Below are 20,725 nucleotides of genomic sequence, written 5' to 3' on the forward strand. Positions count from 1 at the left end.
GCCAGCGCTCTCTTCAAGTTCGCGTGCGCTGATTTCTAGAGCCAGACATTTTTGTCTTTTCGCGGCCGCAATTCAATGGTGCGTACGCGCTGTTCCACATACGAAATCCGCCGATAAAGGCATAGGCATTGTTGCCAGCCCGGCATCCTTTCGGCAGTTTAGTCAGATGCACGAGATTTCCGCCGCCGATGACTACATCCTCGGGTTCGGTGGCCGCGACCAATCGTTCGATCACATCATTTGCGAGCTTCCGCCAGCGCTTTTTACCGACGCGTTCGAGGCCCCTGTCGCCAACGTAATCTTCATAGGTGCCCTTCTTGTAGGGCAAATGGCCGAGCTCCATCGGTTCGACAATGCCGTTCACGATCATTGCAGAGCCGAGTCCCGTTCCCAATCCCAGGAACAACATCTTGCCGCCCCGGTAGCTGCCGAGAGCCTGCATCGCTGCATCGTTGACGACCCTTACCGGCAGGCCAAATGCCGGAGCAAAATCGAACCCCATCCAGCCAGGTCCGAGATTGTGAGGCTCGGCGACGGGGCGGCCGTGGAGAACCGGTCCGGGAAAGCCGACCGATACCACGTCGTAGGCCCAATCCTTCGCAAGTTTCTTAACGTCGGAGACCATTTGCCGTGCCGTCATGCTTGGTCCGGAGACGATCTCTCGCTTCTGCTTCTGGCCGGTGGCAAGTATTTTGACGTGAGTCCCGCCGACATCGACAGCTAAGATTTTCATACACGAAGCTCGTTAACGGTCATCTGCATTGGCAGTTACAAACTTGTGGGATCACATTTGAGGCGGCGCTAAACCACAGCCTAGGAGCGAAGTTCCTGACACCTGCCATTGTCGATGAACCTACATAAATTGAAAAAGTTCCGCCTGCGGAACAAACATTGGATAGGCCGCAAAAGCAGATCACAGGGCCTTTTCTAAATCGTCCTATTTCGTCGCGGACCCACAGCTATCAGGTCGGGGACTGCCGGCCGCCGCTGGCGTGAAGCGGCCGTTAGTCGAGTATGCGATCTACGTGGTTCACGGAACCAAGAAGCGGCGACCAATCGTCCGGCACCTCATCGGAGGCGCGCTTGGCATCCTCGCGCAAGCGATCGGGAGAGCCTCCAAGGGAAGCCGCGACATTGCCGGCATTCTCGCAACGTCATTGCGGCGTAGTTCGTTCCGTTCATCGGCGACTGACGCATATGCAACTCCATGAACCCGATTGGGGCGAGAGCCATGAACCTTCGTATCGGCTCGTGACCCCTTTGGATGCCCTACGTTTACCCTCGTTCAATTGAGCCGCTGATCGCGATCGGTTTAGATAGGGCGTGCGGTAGCTCTCCCGCTATCGCTGCCCTCCTGGGGCGTTTCCTCCCTAGACTTGGGCCGCTTGCGGCAATGTAGGCGGCCCTTCTTTCTCGCGCTGACGACCAAGGCCAATCTCGAGTGGAGGACGGCATAATGTTGTTATTCATCTATTGGTCCGTAATGTTGGACCCTGCAACCTGGTCGCCGAATAGCGTGCCGTTGCAGCGTGATCAGGATTAAGTCCAAGGTCGATGGAATTACGGTCACTATCTTCCTTGCCATCCCTGAATTCTCGGAACGCATCGAGAAAGAAAGTTTGCCAATAGGGATCGGTGAACTCCGCGATGCCAGTGTTCCGCTACAAGGGAAGTCGTCGCTCGATTCGTTTCCATCATCGAGGGTGGCTCGATTCCTTGGCCGCAAGTCCGAAATATTTCAAATGTAGACGATGATTATCAAGGAAGGACCGCTCTTGGCGCAAAGCGGCCGTAGGCTGGCGGCATTTCTGCGTTTGCGTGTCACGTGCCTCGACATCATCACTCTGCTGGATGCGGCGCGTAGGAGGGATCGCGTGCGGCCGCGCGAACGGAGCGGCGCACATGGGAGAACCACGGATAGAGGGCAGGGAGCACCAGCAACGTGAGCAAGGTCGCGCTGATCAGTCCTCCGATGACAACGGTCGCAAGCGGGCGCTGCACTTCGGCGCCGGAGTTCGTCGAAAGCGCCATTGGAAGGAAGCCGAGGCTGGCAACGGTCGCCGTCATCAGCACCGGGCGCAGCCGCGTCATCGCAGCTTGCCAAGCCGCTGCGACGGCGGCGAGTCCTTCCTTGCGCCGTTCCTCCATGTAGCTCACCATCACGACGCCATTCAGAATGGCAATGCCGAACAAGGCGATGAAGCCGACCGCGGCCGAGATGCTGAATGGCATGCCTCGTAGCGCCAGGGCGAAGATCCCGCCGACGGCTGCGAACGGTACATTGAAGAAGATCAGCGTCGCGAGCCGCGCGCTGCCGAACATCAGATGGAGCAGCAGGAAGATGACTGCGAGCGCCACCGGCACGACGGTCGACAGCCGCGCCATGCCCTCCTGCAGATTCTGGAAACTCCCACCCCAGGAGATCGTATAACCCGGCGGCAGATGGACCTGAGCTGCAACCGCCTGTTGTGCGTCTGCCACGAAGCCTGCGAGCGGCCGCGCGCGCACGTTAGCCTGCACCTTGATGATGCGTTTGCCCTGCTCGCGTTCGATCTGGGCAGGACCAGGCTCCCAGCTGACGTCGGCCAGATCGCTAAGCGCAACCGAAAGGCCGGCGCCGTTGCTCACACGCAGCGCCCGGATACGGGCGATGCTGTCACGGTCCTGCGGCGCCAACCGGACGCGGATGTTGTACCGCTCTTCCCCGTCCTTCATGGTGCCCACCGTGCGTCCGCCGAGCGCTTCGACAAGGTCAAGCACCTGGGTCGCGTTGAATCCGTGACGGGCGATGGCATCGCGATTGACGACGACGCGCAGATAAGGCTGGCCGACGGTTTGCTTGGCCTGCACGTCGGCGGCGCCAGGAACGCTCGACACCACGCGCGCCACATGGTCGCCAAGGTCGCGGAGTGTCGCCGTATCGGTCCCGTGGATGACGATGGCAAGGTCCGCCATCACGCCCTGCAGCAGGTCGTCCATCCGCATCTCGATCGGCTGCGCCCAGCTCTGGGTAATTCCGGGCACGCTTTCATCCAGAGCCTGCTTGTAGGCTTCGATCAGCCCGGCCTCGGTCTGCGCGGTCTGCCATTCCGACTTCGGCTTGAGAATGATGAAGGTGTCGCTTTGCTCGACTCCCATGGGGTCGGTCGGGATCTCCGAGCTGCCGCCAAGCGTGACGACGGTCTGGACCTCGGGGAATTTCTTCAGCGTCTTCTCCACCATGGTCTGTGTGGCGATGGCGGATTCGAGCGAGATGCCGGGCACTTTGGTCGTGGTGACGGTTAGCGCACCTTCCTCCAGGCGAGGCAGGAACTCCGCGCCGAGGTTTGAGCCGATCGCGAGCGCGCTGCCCAGCATCATCGTCGCTACCAAGATCGTGATGGCGGGATGGCGCATCGTCCTCGCGAGCACGGGCGCATAACCGCGGCGGGCGACTCCGATGATGCGGCTGTCCCGTTCGGCGACCGGCCTGCGAAGGAAGAATGAAGCGAGCACCGGCATGAGCGTGAGCGTCAGCACGAGCGATGCGACCAGCGCGAACATTACCGTCAGCGCCATTGGGCGGAACATCTTGCCCTCGACGCCCTGCAGGCTGAGGATCGGCAGATAGATCAACGTGATGATCGCGACCGCAAAGGCGACCGGTCGCGCCACATCGTGCGCGGCCTCGCGCACCACCTGCGCCGCGGGGAGGGAAGGCGCCTCGGCGCGGCGACGCACGATGTTCTCGATCATCACCACCGCCCCGTCGACCAGGAGGCCAAAATCGATGGCGCCGAGGCTCATCAGGTTGCCCGACAGTCCGGTGAAATACATCGCGGTGATGGCGGCCAGCATCGAAAGCGGAATCGCCAGCGCCACGATGATGGCGGCGCGGAAATTGCCCAGCAGCAACAACAGGACGGCGATGACCAGGAAGGCGCCCTCAGCCAGGTTGTGGGCCACGGTCTCCAGAACGCGGTCGATCAGATCGGCGCGATTGTAGTAGGGAACGATGCTGACACCGGGCGGCAGCGTTTTGTTGATCTGTTCGACGGCGGTACCGAGCCGCTGCGCGACCACGCGCGTGTTCTCGCCCAGCGTCATGAGTGCGACGCCCACCACCGCTTGGCCGTTGCCTTGGTTGGTAACCGCGCCGAGCCGCGGCATCGGCGCCTCCACCACCTCGGCGACGTTCTTGACGTACAGTGGCGAACCGCCGGCTGCCGTGCGCAGGACGATATTGCCAATATCGCCGATCGATTCCAGCAGTCCTTCGCCGCGGATGACAGCCTGCTCGCCGTTGCGAGCGATCGTCGCACCGCCGGTAGCGCGGTTGTTCTGCGCCACCGCGTTGTAGATGTCCTCGATCGACATTCCAAAGCGCGTCAACGCGCTCTGGGAGACACGGACCTCGTAGGTCTTGAGTTCGCCGCCGTTGACATTGACCTCAGTGACGCCCGGGACCAGCTTGAGCTGCGGCGCGACCTGCCAATCCAGGATCGAGCGCAACTGCATGAGCGAGTAGTTCTTGCCCTCGACCCTGAACTGGTAGATCTCGGAGAGGCCGTCGGAGAGCGGGCCGAGCCTGGGCGCCCCTGCTTCTGCGGGCAGCGCTGCCTGGCTCAGCCGCTGCGCTACAAGCGTGCGGTCGGTCAGGATGTCGCCGCCGTCAGCGAACTTCACATAGATGACGGAAAGCCCGTAGCGAGAAATCGAGCGGTAGCTCGTCATGCCCGGCAGGCCCTGCAGCGCGAGCTCGATCGGCGTGGTGATCGAACGCTCCACGTCCAGGGGGGCGAGCCCTGCCGCTTGGGTGGTGACCAGCACCTGAAGCGGCGAGATGTCCGGGTCGGCGTCAAACGGCAGGCGCTGCATGCTCAAAAGACCGGCGGCGACAAGCGCGGCGATGAGCATGAGCACGACCATGCGGTTGCCAAGGGCGGCATCGACAATTCTGTTGATCATGGCGATCTCACCCTTAGCCTTGGTCCGGAATGGTGGATTGCATCAGGGTCGCCTTCAGCCAATAGCTGCCTTGGCCGACGACCGGCGTCCCAGCCGCGAGTCCGCTCGTGATTTGCGTCTTTCCGTTCGCGATCAGGCCCGTATGGACCGCGCGCCAGGCGAACCGGCGGTCCGCCGTCGGGATGAACACGACACTCTGCCCATTGACTTCCTGCAGGCTTTCGCTCGGCACCGTGACACCGTCGTCTCCCTGCGGTGAGAGAATCGTGACGGTCGCGAACATGTTCACGCGCAGCGCGTCGTCCGGATTTGGCACCTCGCACCGTATTTTGGCCATTCCGGTGGTCGGCTCGATCGCGTCGGGAATGTAGGTGACATGACCGGTAAAAACGCGCCCTGGAAAGGCGTTCACTCTCACTTCCACGGCGTCCCCGACCTTGACCAAGCCGAGATCCTTCTCCGCCACGTCGGCCTGAACCCAAACGGTCGAAAGGTCGGATACGGTGAAGATCGGCGTCGCCGGATCCACGATCTCTCCGGTTGCGACAGCGACCGAATCAACGACCCCTGCAAATGGCGCGACGATGGCGCCGCGGGAAACCGCCGGCGGCTGATCGCTTGACGAGCCGGAGTCAGCAGCGGCAGGGCGCACGGGCAATAGCCGGGCCTCTTCTTCGTGGTACTGCCGCAACTGCGCTTCCTTGGTGCGGAGATCGGCTTCCATGGTGGCCACGGTGGCGCGCCGGGCTTCGAGCTCGGCCTGGGTCACCAGGTCGCTGCGAATAAGGTTTGCCGCGCGGTCATAAGCAGCACTAGCCGCTGCGAGTTGCGCTTTTGCCTGACTGAGCGCCGCCTCGGCGCTCAGAACCCTGCTATGGGCGGCACTGAGGTCGAAATTGTCGAGCACCGCAAGACGTTGACCTGCAACGACCCGATCGCCGGCGGTTACATCGACTGTCTCGATCCGGCCGCGCGCCGTAGGCTTGATGCGGGCAAGGTGGAGCTGATCGTATCCGACGCTACCTGTCGCGGACACGGCGCGCACCAGCGGCCCGGCCTTCGCCTGCCCAATCTGCAATTGCAGGTTCGCCAGCTTCGGCTCGGAGAGAGTAATTGTGGCGGGCAACTCCGGAACGGCGGCAACTGCCGAAGGGGCGCTCACGGGCACGGCGATCGAGGCGGACGGCAACGAACGGCCCGCCGCAAATCCCGCGGCTACGGCGATAGCGACCGTCGCGACACTGAGCAGCAAGCGCTTCACAATCGGTAGCCTCCCAGGAAGGAGGGACCGATTGTCGGACTCCGACCAATGGATCGCGAATACGTGAGCTGTGCGTGATAGGCTTGTATGAATCATCTTCCCGCTCCGACGAAATATCGTTGGCCGGCATCGTTAGCGGGCTTTTCTGACGCCGGCCTGAAGGCTATCTGCTTGACGTTCAGGCTGGCGTCAGCTTTCTCCTGCAATTAACCCTCATGACGACGAGCGGGCCCATGCGAGTCTTGCTAATTGAAGACGAACCACATCTCGGATCGGCTGTGCAGGAGCATGTTCGCGCGGCAGGACATGCGGTCGACTGGTTCGAAAGGCTAGAGCCGGCGGAGCACGCGGTGCGCACGGTATCTTACGACGCGCTGCTGCTTGATCTGCACCTGCCCGATGGGCGCGGCCTGGATTTCCTGCGCAAACTTCGCCGCCGCGGTGATGTGCTGCCGGTCGTCATCCTCACCGCGCGCGATTTGGTCAGTGACCGGATCGAGGGGCTTAAGGCCGGCGCCGACGATTACATCGTCAAACCTTTCGACCTCGACGAAGTGAATGCACGTTTGGAGGCCGTCAGCCGCCGGTATTTCGGCAAAGCAGTGCCGGTCGTTCAGGTCGGTCCGGTGGAGCTGGAGTGGGAATCGAAGGTGGCGCGGCTGGACGGGCGACCGATCGAACTAAGCGCGCGGGAGTGGGCCGTGATTGGAGTGCTGGGGCGACGACGGCAATCGACGGTGTCGAAAGAGCAAATCGAGGATGCGCTGTATGCGTTCGGGGAGGAAATCGAGAGCAACACCATCGAAGTTTATGTCAGCCGCATTCGCCGCAAACTCGGGCGGGATTTCATCCGCACGATACGCGGTCTCGGTTATCGCCTGGGAGACTAAGACGTGGCAGGCAGGAGTCTGGTTTCGCGGTTGATTTGGCTGTTGTGCTCGTCGATGGCGGGACTGTGGCTGCTGGGCAGCGTCACGGCAGGCATGCTCACGGTATTCGAGATCAATGAAAGGCTCGATAATGCGATAGAGGAAGTGGCTCAGCGGCTGCTGCCCGCGACATACGATGTCGTGCAGCAGCCGCAGGCCATGCAGCAGATGGTTCGGCAACTGGTCGCGACGACGGATCCGAAGGCTCTGGCCTATCAGATCATCGGTCCGACCGGCGAAATCGTCATGCGCTCTGACAATGCGCCAGAGACACCGTTTCAGGTCCCGCGCCAGACTGGCTTTCACGACATCCCGCGGTACCGGGTCTATGCTCAGCCTGCGGCTGCTGACGGGTATTTTGTTGAGGTCGCCGAGCCAGCAGCGCATCGCTCCGAGGCGCTATGGCGGGCCGTCGGGCTCACGGTCGGACCGCTGCTGCTTTTCTTGCCGTTGTCCTGGTTTTTGATCCGCTGGGCGGTGTTTCGGAGCATGAGCTCTTTGGACCGGTTGCGCTGGGAGATCGGTCATCGCGACGGCTCCAATCTGTCGCTGATCCCCGATATGGGCCTGCCGACCGAACTCGCTCCAATCCTTGCAGCAGTCAACCGGCTGCTGGAGCGGCTGGGGCGTGCGCTGGCGGCGGAACGCCAGTTCGCCGCGAACAGCGCCCACGAGTTGCGGACGCCAATCGCTGCCGTGCGGGCGCAGATGCAATTGCTCTCGGCACAGCTTGCCGGCACGCAGCACGCAGAACGTGCAGCGCGTGTCGTCAACCAAATAAAAGGGCTAAGCAGTCTTGCCGAGAAGCTGCTGCAACTATCGCGGACTGGCGCAGGAGTCGGGATGCAGCAGGATCCCGTCGATATATTGACTGTCCTACAAGTGCTAGTCGATGAGTTTCGCCGACGCGAGGACGTGGGAGACAGACTGGTCGTCAACGCGGAATGCCGGGACGAATTCATCGTGCTGGGGGAATTGGACATTCTCGGCATCACGCTCCGCAACCTGATCGAAAATGCTGTCCGTTATGGTGCGCCCGACGAGCCGATCGAGATCGTTATCGAGCGCGGCCGACAAATTCGGCTGCTCAATGGCGGCGCCATCATTTCGTCCGAGACTCTCGAAGGTCTGAAGAAACCTTTCGTTCGCGGATCATCGGTCGGCGCCGGCGGCGGTCTCGGGCTTGCCATTGTTGATAGCGTCATGAAGCAGATTGGTGGCAGCCTGACCCTCATTTCCCCTGTCATGGGCCGTGGCAGCGGCTTTGAGGCGCGCCTGGTCTTCCCTGAACCGAATTGAATAATTCGGATCACATCTTCAGGACCTGAGCGTTTGCCGGGCGCTCGTCAGTTGTCGAGCGACGTGGTTGAAATGCGCCTGTGTTCCGGTTGATCCTGAAGGCAGCGCTCCCTCGGAGCGCTCGGGCAACTGAGCAGGATAAGCATGACGGATTCTCCGCCATCCCGTCCTCCGCGCACTCCATAGCGAGCGACGGATCGTAGCCACAAAATGCGCCGTGATCCCACCCAATGCCATTCCTGCTTGGCCGCCTCTGGCGCGCAAGAGACCACCAGCTAACGCTCGCGTCAGCGGCTAGAGTTCGATCTGCTCGGCGATGTTTAGAGCGTCGTCCACCTCAATCCCAAGATATCGAACGGTGCTCTCCAACTTCGTGTGGCCGAGAAGGAGCTGAACCGCACGGAGGTTGCCGGTTTTGCGATAGATCTGGGTAACCTTGGTGCGTCGCATCGAATGCGTGCCGTAAGAGACCGATTCCAAGCCAATGCTGTCGACCCAGCGATGCACGAGCCGACCGTATTGTCGTGTGGATAGGTGAGGGCGCGCATGAAGTCGACTTGGGAATAAGTATCGACAGCCAGTTGTCCTGACCGTTCTTAGCCAGGCTTCAACAGAGACCCTTGTCTGCTCTGTAATTTCGAATTGGACTGGTCGGCCCGTCTTCTTTTGAACGATCGTTGCTCGATCCCGCACCTTGGCGCCTAAACAGACTTCATCCAAACGAAGCTTGACTAAATCGCAGGCGCGAAGTTTGCTGTCGATTGCTAAGTTGAAGAGTGCAAGGTCGCGCCATTTACGCGAGATCTCTAGGCGAACGCGAATGGACCAAACGTGTTGGGGTTGGAGCGGTTTCTTTTGACCGACGAGCAATCCCTTATTCCAAGGTCGTGGCCGGTCTTTGTCGACAACAGTAAGCATGACGCTTTCTCCACCATCCCGCCCTCCACGGCGTTCTATGGTGAGCGACGGATCGTAGCTACAAAAATGCGGCGTGATCTCATCCAAATGCCATTTCCGATTGGCCACTTCTGGCGCCAAGCGGACATTTCGATGGCGCACTTGAGTCCGCGATGAATTCAAAAACGGTCCTCGGTCTATCGTTGACGACCTTTCATTTATGAGCCTTTGCTCGTGCCACTTGCTTGTTCAACCCTTGGAGAATTCACGCTCGATTACCCCGATTGCGGACAAACCGTGACGAAATGTGCAAGTGGGGCATCGAGTGGGGATACTGGTGCACCACGCCGTGGAGTCGAGCTACTGCGTTGAAAACTGAAGAATACATTGGGGTCACTGATCTAAATGGGGCTCCGATTCGGAGCGGTTTTCCATGCTGCCGCCGGGTCCGCCGTTAATCACCTTTCGCTTTGGTTTTTTGGGTTAACACATTAGTTATTTTTTTGCGGGCATTTTGTGCTTCCATCAATCAGGGAGGCACTATGTCTGACGTCACCATTCCCGGCGGCAAAATTCGCGCTTTCGTTGAACGGATCGAAAATCTGGACACCGAATTGTTGGAGTTGAACGAACAAAAGAAGGAAGTGTTTGCGGAGGCTAAAGGGGAAGGGTTTGACGTGAAGATCCTCAAAGAGATCGTCAAACTTCGAAAGCAGGACCAGGAAGAGCGCGACGAGCGCGAGGGTCTGCTCGATCTCTATATGCGCGCCATGGAGCAGGCCGGGCCAGAGAAGGTCGCCAAGGCTGCATGATGAGGTAGGGCGGGTTCGTTCGCCGCAACTGTGGGTAATTCCATCACACCCCGAGACAGGCGCCTCCACCCGCACACTATGTGCCCCGAGACGGAAGCTCGGGAGGGCCTAGGGAACAGTCTCGAAGGCCACGCGGTGTAATTCCCGCGTGGGCCTTTGTCTTTTGTTGTCTGACCACAAAATGGGGACCGTGGGTGAACGGCCGCTTCTGGCGCAAAGCGGTCGTTGATCTGGATTGCGAGGCAATTATCCGAAAGGGCGCCGTGGCTCCAATGTCCGGTTTGTAGTTTGATTTTCATGCGGTATGCCGGAAAAGGAGACAGACAATATTGCCCACAGAAACATTCCCGCGGCGTTTGGTGCGTTCGACGCCAGCATCCACCTGGCAAGCTGCCGGTCACAGTCCGCTCTCGGGCGACCTTGCAGGCCATGACCAGGTCGGAGGCTTCTTTCCGCACGCAATGAAGCTTTCGGGAGGCACAGCAGCTAGATTTCTGTTCCAGAGCCTTGCAGATAGCCCTCCAGTTTCGGATTTGGCATGATGATCGATGCGACGAAAGCGATGGCGCACATGAAGGTCACATACCAGTAGAAATTTGACTCGGTTCCGCTATCCTTGAACAACAGCGCCACATATTCGGCGGAGCCGCCGAAGATCGCGTTGGCGATCGCATAGGCAAGGCCGACGCTCATCGCTCGTACTTCGGGCGGAAACATTTCCGCTTTCACCAGTCCGCTGATTGACGTGTAGAATGACACGATGGCGAGCGCCAGGACGATCAAAGCATACGCCGCGAAGGGGCTCTTGACGTCGGCGAGAGCGTACATGAGCGGCACCGTGAAAACGGTTGCCAGTCCGCCGAACAGCAGCATCGATGTCTTACGGCCGAGGCGATCTGAAAACGCTCCGAACGGCGGCTGCATGACCATGTAGGTGCACAGTACCGCGGTCATCACCGCATTGGCGGTCCGATCGTTCATATGCGCGGTGTTGATCAAATATTTCTGCATGTAGGTGGTGAATGTGTAGAAGATCAGCGAGCCGCCGGCGGTAAAGCCGAGAACGATCAGGAAAGCCCGGGTATGATGTTTGAAAATTTCGCGCAACGAGCCGGCTTCCTTGCGCGAACGGGTTTCGGCCGAAGAAGTCTCGGTGAGCGTGGTGCGCAGAAACAACGCGACCACCGCGAAGATAGCTCCAATAAAGAACGAGATACGCCATCCCCAAGCTCTCAGTTCGGAGTCGGACAGCATCAGCTGAACAATCAAGACTACCAGTGAGGCGAGCAACTGGCCGCCGATCAGCGTGACATATTGAAACGACGCGTAAAAGCCGCGCTTACCTGGCAGCGCTACTTCGCTCATGTAGGTTGCGCTGGTGCCGTACTCGCCGCCGACCGACAGTCCCTGCACCATGCGTGCGAGCAGCAGCAACACAGGTGCCGCCGTTCCGATGGTCTCATAGGTCGGCAGTACGGCGATGGCGAGCGACCCCGCGCACATCATCAGCACCGAGATCATCATTGAGTTCTTTCGGCCATATTTGTCGGCGACGAAGCCGAAAACATAGCCGCCCACCGGCCGCATCAGAAAGCCGATCGCGAACACCGCCGCAGTCTGCAAAAGTTGCGTGGTTTGATTGCCCTTGGGAAAGAACGCCGGTGCGAAATAGAGCGCCGTGAAGGCGTAGGCATAGAAATCGAACCACTCGACGAGGTTCCCTGACGAACTCGCGAAAATAGCCCAAATTCGTCGGCGGCGGTCCGCGCGATCATGAAGCGTCGCTGCGCCGAGGGTCATCGTCTCGCTGGTCATCGGTATGCCTCCCCGCTGAGATTGTTTATTTCTCGTTTTTTGGACCAGGAACCTAGAACGAATTGCGCCGCAATGGCTTTTAGGTCCTCGACAGCTTCGGCTTCAGCGTTCTGTCTCTCGCCTGCTTCGGCTAGGTTGAAACAGCACGTGGCAATCGAGTTCGGGCCACGAGAGACGTTGACAGGTTATACGATCCGTCGTCACTTTGAAGCTAATAAGCAGCGGCCGCGTTGTTGCAGCGCGATGGGCGCCTCCCTGAAAGGCGCGTTCGTGCGAAGCACAGAGGGAGCAAGCATGTCAGCCCAAGCTGCAGACGCAATCCCGTCGGGCGCGAGCGGTCTTCAAGACCTTCAAGAGGAAGCCGGATTGCACAGCCGCCAATACGTCAGCGGTTCCAGCCGGAGCGGTGGCTACCCAGTGACCGCGCAAAGCAGCCGTTCGCCAGGACAACGACGCCAGCCAAGTGACAGCACGGCACCCTCGCCTCGTCGACGGAGTTGCATACCGGCCCGCGCAACCGATTTTTCCGGCCACCAAGCGTCTGACAGGCATTATCTTGTGCCATGTCCCACCCCCGGTTGCGAACGAGCTACGCCATGAACCTCTTTTAGCCCATACACCGTGGGAGCGGCGGTCGGTGCTGCAGGCTTCGGCATATGGCGAACATGTCGCGAGCATATGTAGAAAACACCGGCAGATTTCGATGTCGCCATTGCAATGGTTCTACATCTCAACTTGCAGTGACCGGCTCGCTATCGTAGTTGTCGGTAATGGTCTTGTTTATCGTCCGCAGACTGTGGCTGGCCGCCTTGGTGTGCCTGACCGTACTGGTCGTCAGCTTCATCCTGACACGCCTTTCCGGCGATCTGGCCGCGTCGATCGCAGGCCCGAACGCTTCGGCGGCCGATGTCGCAATCATTACCAAGAATTATGGCCTCGACCGCCCTTTGGTGGTGCAGTTTCTCGAATGGGCCAGCCACGCCGCCGAGGGCGATCTCGGCCGATCCTTCCTCTACCATGTCCCGGTCTGGGGACTTATCCGCGATCGATTACCGGTCACTCTGACGCTTGGCCTGACCGGCCTTGCGATCGCGCTGTTGGTCGCGCTGCCGCTGGGCATTCTGGCGGCGGTGCGTGAGGGCACGGCGACGGACCGAAGCATCATGATGGTGGCCCTGCTCGGGCAGGCGATGCCGGGTTTCTGGTTTGGCCTGGTCATGATCGTCCTCCTGGGCGTCGACTTGCAATGGCTGCCGATTTCGGGCGTGGACACATGGCAAGGCTACATCATGCCGGGGGTCGTGCTGGCCTTTTCGGCAATCCCAGCCTTGATGCGCCTGACCCGCTCGGGAATGATCGACGCGCTGGCGGCGGATTACATTCGCACCGCGCGCGCGAAGGGACTGAGCCAAGCGAAGATCATCCTCAAACACGCCCTGCGCAATGCGGCGATGCCGGTGGTCTCCATCGCGGCGGTGCAGCTCGGCTTTATGTTGGGAGGATCCGTGGTGATCGAGTCTGTCTTCGCGCTGCCGGGCGTCGGCTATCTGGCCTGGGAATCGATCACCAAGGATGATTTTCCGGTGGTCCAGGCCGTCGTGCTGTTTTTGGCCGTCATCTACATAGCCCTGACCTTGCTGGCGGACATGATGAATGCGCTGCTCGATCCGAGGTTGCGTGGATGAGTGACAGTGTGATTGCACCAGAGGTAATCAAACAACATCTGCCGGCCCGCCGGCGGTTACCCGCCTTTCGTCACCTCGCCACGCTGCTCGGCGCCGTGATCATCGGGACCGCAGTGCTGGTCGCGATTTTCGCACCCTATCTGGTGCCGCATGATCCATTCGCTCAGGATCTCAACCAGCGCCTCATTCCTCCGGTGTGGATGGAAGGCAGCCAGCCGACGCATCTATTGGGCACGGATCAGATCGGCCGCGATTACCTGTCGCGCCTGATCTACGGCACGCGCATTTCCATGCTGATCGGCGTGCTGACCGTTATCACATCCGGTGTCATTGGCATCACGCTGGGAATCATCGGCGGGTTCTATGGCGGGCGCACCGACGACGTCGTGATGTTCCTGACCACCTGCCGCCTGTCGATCCCGCTGATCCTGGTGGCGTTGACGGTGGTGGCGCTGGTTGGCAGTTCGCTTGCGGTGGTGATTCTCACGCTCGGGCTGTTGCTATGGGACCGCTTCGCCGTGGTGGCGCGCACCACCGCGATGCAGGTGCGCAACCTCGATTACATCGCCGCCGCCCAGGCGGCCGGTGCATCGCGCATCCATCTTCTGTTGCGCGAGGTGCTTCCCAACATTGCCAATCATTTGGTGGTGGTGGCAACGCTGGAAATGGCACTGGCGATCCTGCTTGAAGCGGCCTTGTCATTTCTCGGCCTTGGCGTGCCGCCGCCGTTGCCGAGTTGGGGGCTGATGATCGCCGAGGCCAAGGAATACATGTTCTTCAGTCCATGGGTGATCATGACCCCGGGGGTCGCGCTGTTCGTCCTGGTGCTCGGAATCAACCTGCTGGGTGACGGGCTGCGCGACATGCTGGGCGCGGATCTGCGGCAATGACATCCTTGATACCGGACCCAGTCCTCAGCGTCGCCAATCTGCGCGTGTCGTTCGGCGGGCGAACCGAAGCGGTGCGCGGCGTATCACTGGCGGTGGCGCGCGGCGAAACCCATTGCATGGTCGGCGAGTCCGGTTGCGGCAAATCCATCTCGGCGCTGTCGGTGATGAACCTGTTGCCGCGTGGGGCCACCCGCACCGCCGATCACATCCGCTTTCACGGACAGGATCTGCTGGGTCTGTCGGAGCGCCAGATTGCACGGCTGCGTGGCGACAAGATTGCGATGATCTTCCAGGAACCGATGACGAGCCTGAACCCTGCCTACACGATCGGGTCGCAAATGTCCGAGGTGTTCGAACGCCATCGGCGGGCCACGCGACGGCAGGCCATGGACCGGGCGGCCGAGTTGCTGGCGCGCGTAGGCATCACCGCGCCCGGGATGCGCCTCGGCCAGTATCCCCATCAACTCTCGGGCGGCCTGCGACAGCGGATGATGATCGCCATGGCGCTGATGTGCGATCCGGAGCTCTTGATCGCCGACGAGCCCACAACGGCCCTCGATGTGACGGTGCAGGCGCAGATCCTGCGGCTGCTGCAGAAGCTGCAGCAGGAGCTGGGGCTGGCATTGCTGTTGATCACGCATGATCTCGGTGTGGTGGCGCGCATGGCGCAGCGTGTCTCGGTGATGTACGCCGGCGAGGTGGTCGAAACCGGCACGGTGGCCGAGGTGTTCGCAGCACCCAAGCACCCCTACACGCGCGGGCTGTTGGACTGCATTCCCGTGCCCGGCAAGACGCGGACGGGCGAGCCCCTTGGCAGCATTCCGGGCGTGGTGCCGCGCATACCGCCGGGCTTCGTCGGTTGCGGGTTTCGTGACCGCTGTGCCTGGGCCATGCCGGAATGTGCCGAAACTGTGCCGCTGCGCGACGCCGGCGGCGATCATCGCTATCTCTGCCGGCTGCCGCCGGATTGGAAGCGGGCTGCCGCGGCATGACCTATGCGATCGAAATTCGGAATGTGTACCGCGAATTCCAGCAGCGCGGCGGTATGGGTACCCGTCGCCCGGTGCGCGCGGTGGACGGAGTGACCTTCTCGCTCCCGGCGGGCGATGTGCTGGGTGTGGTGGGCGAGTCCGGCTGCGGCAAGTCAACGCTTGCCCGTCTCATCATGGGCCTGCTGCCGCCAACTTCTGGCGAAGTTCTGGTAGATGGACGCAGCCTCAATGGCATGGATCGACGCGAACGCGCCCGAATGATCCAGCCCGTGTTCCAGGACCCGTACTCCTCGCTCAACCCGCGCCAGCGCATTCGAGATATCGTCGGGCTGCCACTGGCCGCCCAGGGCGATCAGCCCAAGGCGCGGCAAGCCGATCGCGTCATGGAGATGCTGGCGCGCGTTGGAATTTCCAGCGAGATGGCCGAGCGCATGCCTGGCCAGCTCTCCGGCGGACAGCGGCAGCGCGTGGCCATCGCGCGGGCGCTGGTGCTGCATCCGCGCATTGTGGTGTGCGACGAGCCCACCAGCGCGCTCGATGTGTCGGTGCAGGCGCAGATTCTCAATCTGCTGGCGGAATTGCGCGGCGAGCTTGGACTGACCTATCTTTTCATCAGCCACAATTTGGCGGTGGTGGAACACATTGCGACCGAAGTGGCGGTGATGTATCTCGGCCGGATCGTCGAGCAGGCGCCGGTGCGGGAGCTGTTCCGCACCCCCACGCACCCCTACACAAAGGCGCTGCTGGCCTCGGTCCTGACACCGGATCCGGCGCTGGGGATTCCCGATGTCGGTCTCGGCGACGCCTATCCGGATCCCACCAACATCCCGCCGGGTTGTCGTTTCCACCCGCGTTGCCCGAGCGCCCTGGCGAAATGCGCGGCAACGATGCCCGACAACATTCGCAAGGATGGCCGCCTGGTCGAGTGTCTGCTGGCGGTTCCGGCATAAGGCAAGCGCCACCGCATCCAGATTTGATGCGGCCGCGCCGGCTGTCGAGATCGCGCCAGTAACCTACTTCCAGGTCGACAAATAGAAGCGCGGCACATCGTCCGGGAAGCCCTGGAAACTCAACTGCTTTGAAAACGCGACGTAGCGGACGTCGCTGAAAAGCGGCACGAAATCGACGCGTTCGGTGGCGAGATGGATTGCCTCGCCGAAGGCCTTGCGGCGCTCTTCCGGATCGATGCTGCCCCCGGCCTGTTTCAAGAGCTTTTGCACATCGGCATCGCGCGCGTAGTCGTTCAATCCGCCGCCGAGCCAATAGGGCATGAACGCCGAGGTATCGTTGACGGAATTGCTGCCCCAACTCCCCGAATACAATGGAGCTTTGCCCGCTTCCGCGAGCTGGATGGCGGCGCCGATCTGGAGCTGCTGGATCCGCATGTTGATGCCGACGGCCTTGAGATAGTTCTGCACGGCAGCGCCGACCTGCGGTGTGGCATAGGACACGAGCTCGGTATCGAAGCCGTTGGGATAACCGGCCTCGGTCAGAAGCTGCTTGGCCTTGGCCGGGTCGTAGGGATATTTCACGGCCGCCGCTACGTCACAGCCGAACTGGGTCGGGAAACACGGCGTGTCGATGACCTTCGAATCGCCCTGGATCAGCTGCTTGGCCATGGTGCCGCGGTCGATGGCCGAGATGATCGCCTGCCGCACCTTCAGCTTGGTCAGCGGATTGTCGGCGCCTGAACGGCCGGCGCCGTCGACGGTCATGAAATGCACCCGCATGGTGCCGAACCGTACCGCCTCCAGATTCGGCATCCGGGCGATATTCGCGAACTGATCGGCATTATAGCCCCAGATCCAGTCGGCTTTTCCGCCGAGCAGCTCGGTCAGCTCGGTGGTGGCGTCGGGTACTTCGTGGATCTTGATGTAGCGGATGGCAGGCCGGCCCTTGGGGCTGCCGGCGTAGTAGCCGTCATACCGCTCCATATCGATCTCGGTGGTGCCGTCAACCTTGGTGATCTTGTAGGGGCCGGTGCCGATAGGGGCACGGGCGTAGGCATCGGCACCGATCTTCTCGCGATAGGCTTTCGGCCAGATCGGCGTGACCATCGCCAAATATTCCATCACGGCCGGAGACACGCCGGTCAGCTTGAGGCGGACGTGAAAGTCGTCGATCTTTTCCGCGCCGGCGTAGGAGGTGTAATAGGCGGGGATGGCCACCTGTTTGTCGTGGATGATGTCGTTGATAGTGTACACTACGTCATCGGCGGTAAACGGGTCGCCGTTCTGGAACGTGACGCCCTCGCGCAGGGTGAAGTCGATGGTGGTGGCGTCGACCTGCTTCCACGACGTGGCTAAAGCAGGCTTCATATCCATGGTGACGGGATCGCGATACACCAGACAATCGAAAGCGTGGAAGGCCACGACCATGCCGGTGCGTTGCGAATTATAATAAGGGTCGACATCGGGAATGGCATCGCGCCAGGTGACGCGCAGCGTGTCAGCCGATTTTTGCGCAAGCGCCGGGGCCGTCATTGCCTGTGTCATGAAGGCGGCCAGGAATGCGCCGCGGCGCCAGGTATCGGTTCGCATTTATTTGGTCCTTTTCAATTCCGACGCTTTAGATGACATCGGAAACACATCGCGCCGCAAACATACGGCACCGGAAATAGAAGCAACCCGCATGCCAACGCACTGGTTGCGGGCCGCTGACGCGCCAACCTATCCGTGATCGATGGCCGCGAGCAACCGTTTCAGGAAACCGTCAATCGCCTCACCATCGATCCAGCGAACCACGGCCACGAGATCGTGCTCCTGATCGACATAGACCAGGTTGGTGCCGTTGCCGCTATGGGCAAAGGCGGTGGCCGGGGCACTTGGCCAGCGCTTGCCGTCGGTGTTGAGAAACCAGTTCATATAGCCGTAGATCGGCTCCGGCCTGGTCGGCGTGCGGGCCTGATCGATCCATTGCTCCGAGAGCAGTTGACGGTCATTCCATTTGCCGCGACGCAAGCTGAGATAACCGAAGCGGGCCATGTCGTAGGCATTGATATACATGCCGCCGCCCCAGTGGCCGCCGCCGGTCACCGACTGCATCAGGCTGCCGTCCAGCACCACCCAGGAATTCTCGTAGCCGAACCAGCGCCAGCTGCTGGAGGCGCCGATCGGGTCCATGATGGTTTCCTTCAGCACCTGCGGCAGCGGGCGTCGCCAGACATTGAGGGCGGCGAGCGCCAGGACATTGGTGCGGACGTCGTTGTATTTATACACGGTGCCCGGTGTGTTGCGCGGCCGCGTGGTCCATTGCGCCGGATTCTCGTCGGGCCGGTCTGCCCAGTCCGGCTTGCCCCACAGTGTGCCTTCCCAATCGCTGGTCTGCCGCAACAGATTGTCCCAGGTGATCGTGCGGTTGTGCGGCGATTCAAAGGGGAACAGCAGATCGGGCGTGGTGAGCCGATCCGATTTGTTGGTGGTCGAGGGCGGGGCGTAGAGCTGTATCGGTGCGACATATTCCCTTACGGCGTCATCGACGCTTCTGATCATGCCGCGCTCGACGGCAATTCCGACGACGCTGGAAAGCAGGCTCTTGGTCACGCTATGAGTCATGTCTACACGAAGCGGCTCTCCCCATTCAGCGACGATGAAGCCCTTGTGAATAATGATTCCAGTTGGATCACCGCGTTCCCTGATGGGCCCGATCGCGTAGCCGAATGGTTCGCGGCCGAAGGTTTGATAATGGTTCATCACGAGATCGCGGGGTGCCTTCGTCTCCCCGGCGACCGCAAAATCGATCGCCTGCTTCAGGAGACGCCCGATTCTGAAGGCGTCCTGTGCTGCCACGTTGCATCGGGGTAATAGGCCGCGTTGTGGTCAGGTTGATCGGCTGGTCCATACAGGCTGGAACGAGAAGTCATGACTTTCCTTCAATTAGGATTCTTCAGGAGCGTGGCTGCCGGCTGACCTTCGGCTTCGACGGATTCCGCAAGATGCCCGCCGATGTCTGTCCTGACCGCCTACACTATCCCACTGCAATTGCCTACCGTCCGATGGAGCGCACAGGCCTTCGCGCGCACAAGACCGGTGGCCCGTTCGACTAAGCTGACGAGGGCCGGAAAGTAAGGATTATCCCGCGCAGGCAGGCCTGTCCTCAGGTCACGTCGCCGTTATCCAGCGCGCAAAGCGGTCGTTGACTTCGTGTGAGGCAAAACTCTAACTGCTGATCGAGCAGGAAATGACTCCGAAATCCGCCTGTCCGCAAGCTGGTTCATTTCTTGCGACGTGGCCACAAAAATCTTAGGAAGCTTTCAATGCGCGTCATCAATGTTGCTGCCGCCCAGTTGGGCCCGATCCAGAAAGCCGACAGCCGCCAAGCCGTCGTCAAGCGCATGATCGCGCTGATGGATGAAGCCAGGTCGAAGGGCGCCGATCTGATCGTCTATCCGGAGCTCGCACTCACCACGTTCTTTCCGCGCTGGTACATGGAGAATCAGGCCGAGGTCGATGCCTGGTTCGAACGCGAGATGCCGAATGCGGCCACCAAGCCGCTTTTTGAGCGCGCCGCGCACCACCAGATCGCCATGAACTTTGGCTATGCCGAACTGACGCCGGACGGGCACCATTTCAACACCAGTATCCTCACCGATAAATCCGGCAAGATTGTCGGAAAATACCGCAAGGTTCATCTGCCGGGTCATTCGGAATTCGATACCGAACGCGCCTTCCAGCATCTGGAGAAGCGTTACTTCGAGCCCGGCGATCTCGGCTTCAATGTCTGGCGTACGCTCGGCGGCATTATCGGCATGGCGATCTGCAACGACCGGCGCTGGCCGGAGACCTATCGCGTGATGGGGCTGCAAGGCGTCGAGATGGTTTTGATCGGTTACAACACGCCCTCGGCCAATCCCGAGAAGCGCGTGGAAGCGCTGGAGAAGCGGATGTTCCACAATCGGCTCTCGCTGCAGGCCGGGGCCTACCAGAATTCGACCTGGGTCGTCGGCGTTGCAAAGGCCGGTGTCGAGGACGGCCACCCCCTGTTCGGTGGCAGCCTGATCGTCAATCCCGACGGCGAGATCGTCGTTGAGGCCAGCACCGAGGCGGACGAGCTGCTGGTTCATCCCTGCGATCTCGACGCCACCCGGTTCGGCAAGAACACGATTTTCAATTTCGCCGAGCACCGCCGTATCGAGCATTACGGCTTGATCAGCAGCCGCACCGGCGCGGTGCCGCCGCCGGAAACCTAGCTGTCCGGGA

15 protein-coding genes are annotated in these 20,725 nt (G+C 60.9%); 8 read left to right on the forward strand and 7 right to left on the reverse strand.

Annotated elements, in window-relative coordinates:
* Positions 1-13 precede the first annotated feature (13 nt).
* The 3 genes from B5525_RS19405 to B5525_RS19415 form a co-directional block, all read right to left on the reverse strand.
* Positions 14-733 carry an ROK family protein gene (locus B5525_RS19405; RefSeq protein WP_079567442.1) on the reverse strand — a complete coding sequence of 240 codons (720 nt, stop codon included), beginning with the start codon at positions 731-733 and terminating at the stop codon, positions 14-16.
* A 1,106-nt stretch (positions 734-1,839) separates the two neighbouring features.
* Complete coding sequence (locus B5525_RS19410) at positions 1,840-4,947, reverse strand: efflux RND transporter permease subunit (protein WP_079567443.1); 3,108 nt, start codon at positions 4,945-4,947, stop codon at positions 1,840-1,842.
* Between the two features lie 13 nt (positions 4,948-4,960).
* Positions 4,961-6,208 carry an efflux RND transporter periplasmic adaptor subunit gene (locus B5525_RS19415; RefSeq protein ID WP_172899929.1) on the reverse strand — a complete coding sequence of 416 codons (1,248 nt, stop codon included), beginning with the start codon at positions 6,206-6,208 and terminating at the stop codon, positions 4,961-4,963.
* Positions 6,209-6,441: 233 nt separating this feature from the next.
* Between B5525_RS19415 and B5525_RS19420 the strand changes: the two genes are divergently transcribed.
* Positions 6,442-7,098 (forward strand): response regulator, encoded by a 657-nt coding sequence (locus B5525_RS19420; RefSeq protein ID WP_079567445.1) that lies wholly within the window; start codon positions 6,442-6,444, stop codon positions 7,096-7,098.
* A gap of 3 nt (positions 7,099-7,101) precedes the next feature.
* Entirely contained in the window at positions 7,102-8,436 is a 1,335-nt protein-coding gene (locus B5525_RS19425) for an ATP-binding protein (protein ID WP_154073313.1), read from the forward strand.
* Between the two features lie 294 nt (positions 8,437-8,730).
* Here the strand turns inward: B5525_RS19425 and B5525_RS19430 are convergent, their stop codons facing one another.
* Positions 8,731-9,354: a tyrosine-type recombinase/integrase gene (locus B5525_RS19430; protein ID WP_079567447.1), complete on the reverse strand. Its 624-nt coding sequence runs from the start codon at positions 9,352-9,354 to the stop codon at positions 8,731-8,733.
* A gap of 521 nt (positions 9,355-9,875) precedes the next feature.
* On the opposite strand from B5525_RS19430, the gene B5525_RS19435 reads away from it, so the two are divergent.
* Positions 9,876-10,145, forward strand: coding sequence for a DUF2312 domain-containing protein (locus B5525_RS19435; protein WP_079567448.1), 270 nt, complete (start codon positions 9,876-9,878; stop codon positions 10,143-10,145).
* 486 nt (positions 10,146-10,631) lie between these two features.
* On the opposite strand, the gene B5525_RS19440 is transcribed toward B5525_RS19435, so the two are convergent.
* Positions 10,632-11,960: an MFS family transporter gene (locus B5525_RS19440; RefSeq protein WP_197687936.1), complete on the reverse strand. Its 1,329-nt coding sequence runs from the start codon at positions 11,958-11,960 to the stop codon at positions 10,632-10,634.
* Positions 11,961-12,730: 770 nt separating this feature from the next.
* On the opposite strand from B5525_RS19440, the gene B5525_RS19445 reads away from it, so the two are divergent.
* Genes B5525_RS19445 through B5525_RS19460 form a run of 4 tightly spaced genes read left to right on the forward strand, consistent with a single transcriptional unit; the run spans position 12,731 to position 16,477 of the window.
* Entirely contained in the window at positions 12,731-13,645 is a 915-nt protein-coding gene (locus B5525_RS19445) for an ABC transporter permease (RefSeq protein WP_079567449.1), read from the forward strand.
* Positions 13,642-14,535: an ABC transporter permease gene (locus B5525_RS19450; protein ID WP_079567450.1), complete on the forward strand. Its 894-nt coding sequence runs from the start codon at positions 13,642-13,644 to the stop codon at positions 14,533-14,535. Before B5525_RS19445 ends, B5525_RS19450 begins: the two co-directional genes overlap by 4 nt.
* A complete protein-coding gene (locus B5525_RS19455) occupies positions 14,532-15,527 on the forward strand; it encodes an ABC transporter ATP-binding protein (protein WP_079567451.1) in 996 nt (331 codons plus the stop codon). The genes B5525_RS19450 and B5525_RS19455 overlap by 4 nt, the downstream gene beginning before the upstream one ends.
* Positions 15,524-16,477, forward strand: a complete 954-nt coding sequence (locus B5525_RS19460; RefSeq protein ID WP_079573566.1) for an ABC transporter ATP-binding protein — start codon at positions 15,524-15,526, stop codon at positions 16,475-16,477. The genes B5525_RS19455 and B5525_RS19460 overlap by 4 nt, the downstream gene beginning before the upstream one ends.
* 63 nt (positions 16,478-16,540) lie before the next feature.
* Here the strand turns inward: B5525_RS19460 and B5525_RS19465 are convergent, their stop codons facing one another.
* Both B5525_RS19465 and B5525_RS19470 read right to left on the reverse strand, forming a co-directional pair.
* Positions 16,541-18,067 carry an ABC transporter substrate-binding protein gene (locus B5525_RS19465; RefSeq protein ID WP_079567452.1) on the reverse strand — a complete coding sequence of 509 codons (1,527 nt, stop codon included), beginning with the start codon at positions 18,065-18,067 and terminating at the stop codon, positions 16,541-16,543.
* Between the two features lie 129 nt (positions 18,068-18,196).
* Positions 18,197-19,315 (reverse strand): serine hydrolase domain-containing protein, encoded by a 1,119-nt coding sequence (locus tag B5525_RS19470; RefSeq protein ID WP_197687937.1) that lies wholly within the window; start codon positions 19,313-19,315, stop codon positions 18,197-18,199.
* A gap of 467 nt (positions 19,316-19,782) precedes the next feature.
* Here B5525_RS19470 and B5525_RS19475 point away from each other — a divergent pair, with 467 nt between their 5' ends.
* Positions 19,783-20,715: an N-carbamoyl-D-amino-acid hydrolase gene (locus B5525_RS19475; protein ID WP_079567453.1), complete on the forward strand. Its 933-nt coding sequence runs from the start codon at positions 19,783-19,785 to the stop codon at positions 20,713-20,715.
* The last annotated feature ends 10 nt before the right edge of the window (positions 20,716-20,725 follow it).

It is taken from the genome of Bradyrhizobium erythrophlei (assembly GCF_900129505.1).
Lineage (GTDB): Bacteria > Pseudomonadota > Alphaproteobacteria > Rhizobiales > Xanthobacteraceae > Bradyrhizobium > Bradyrhizobium erythrophlei_D.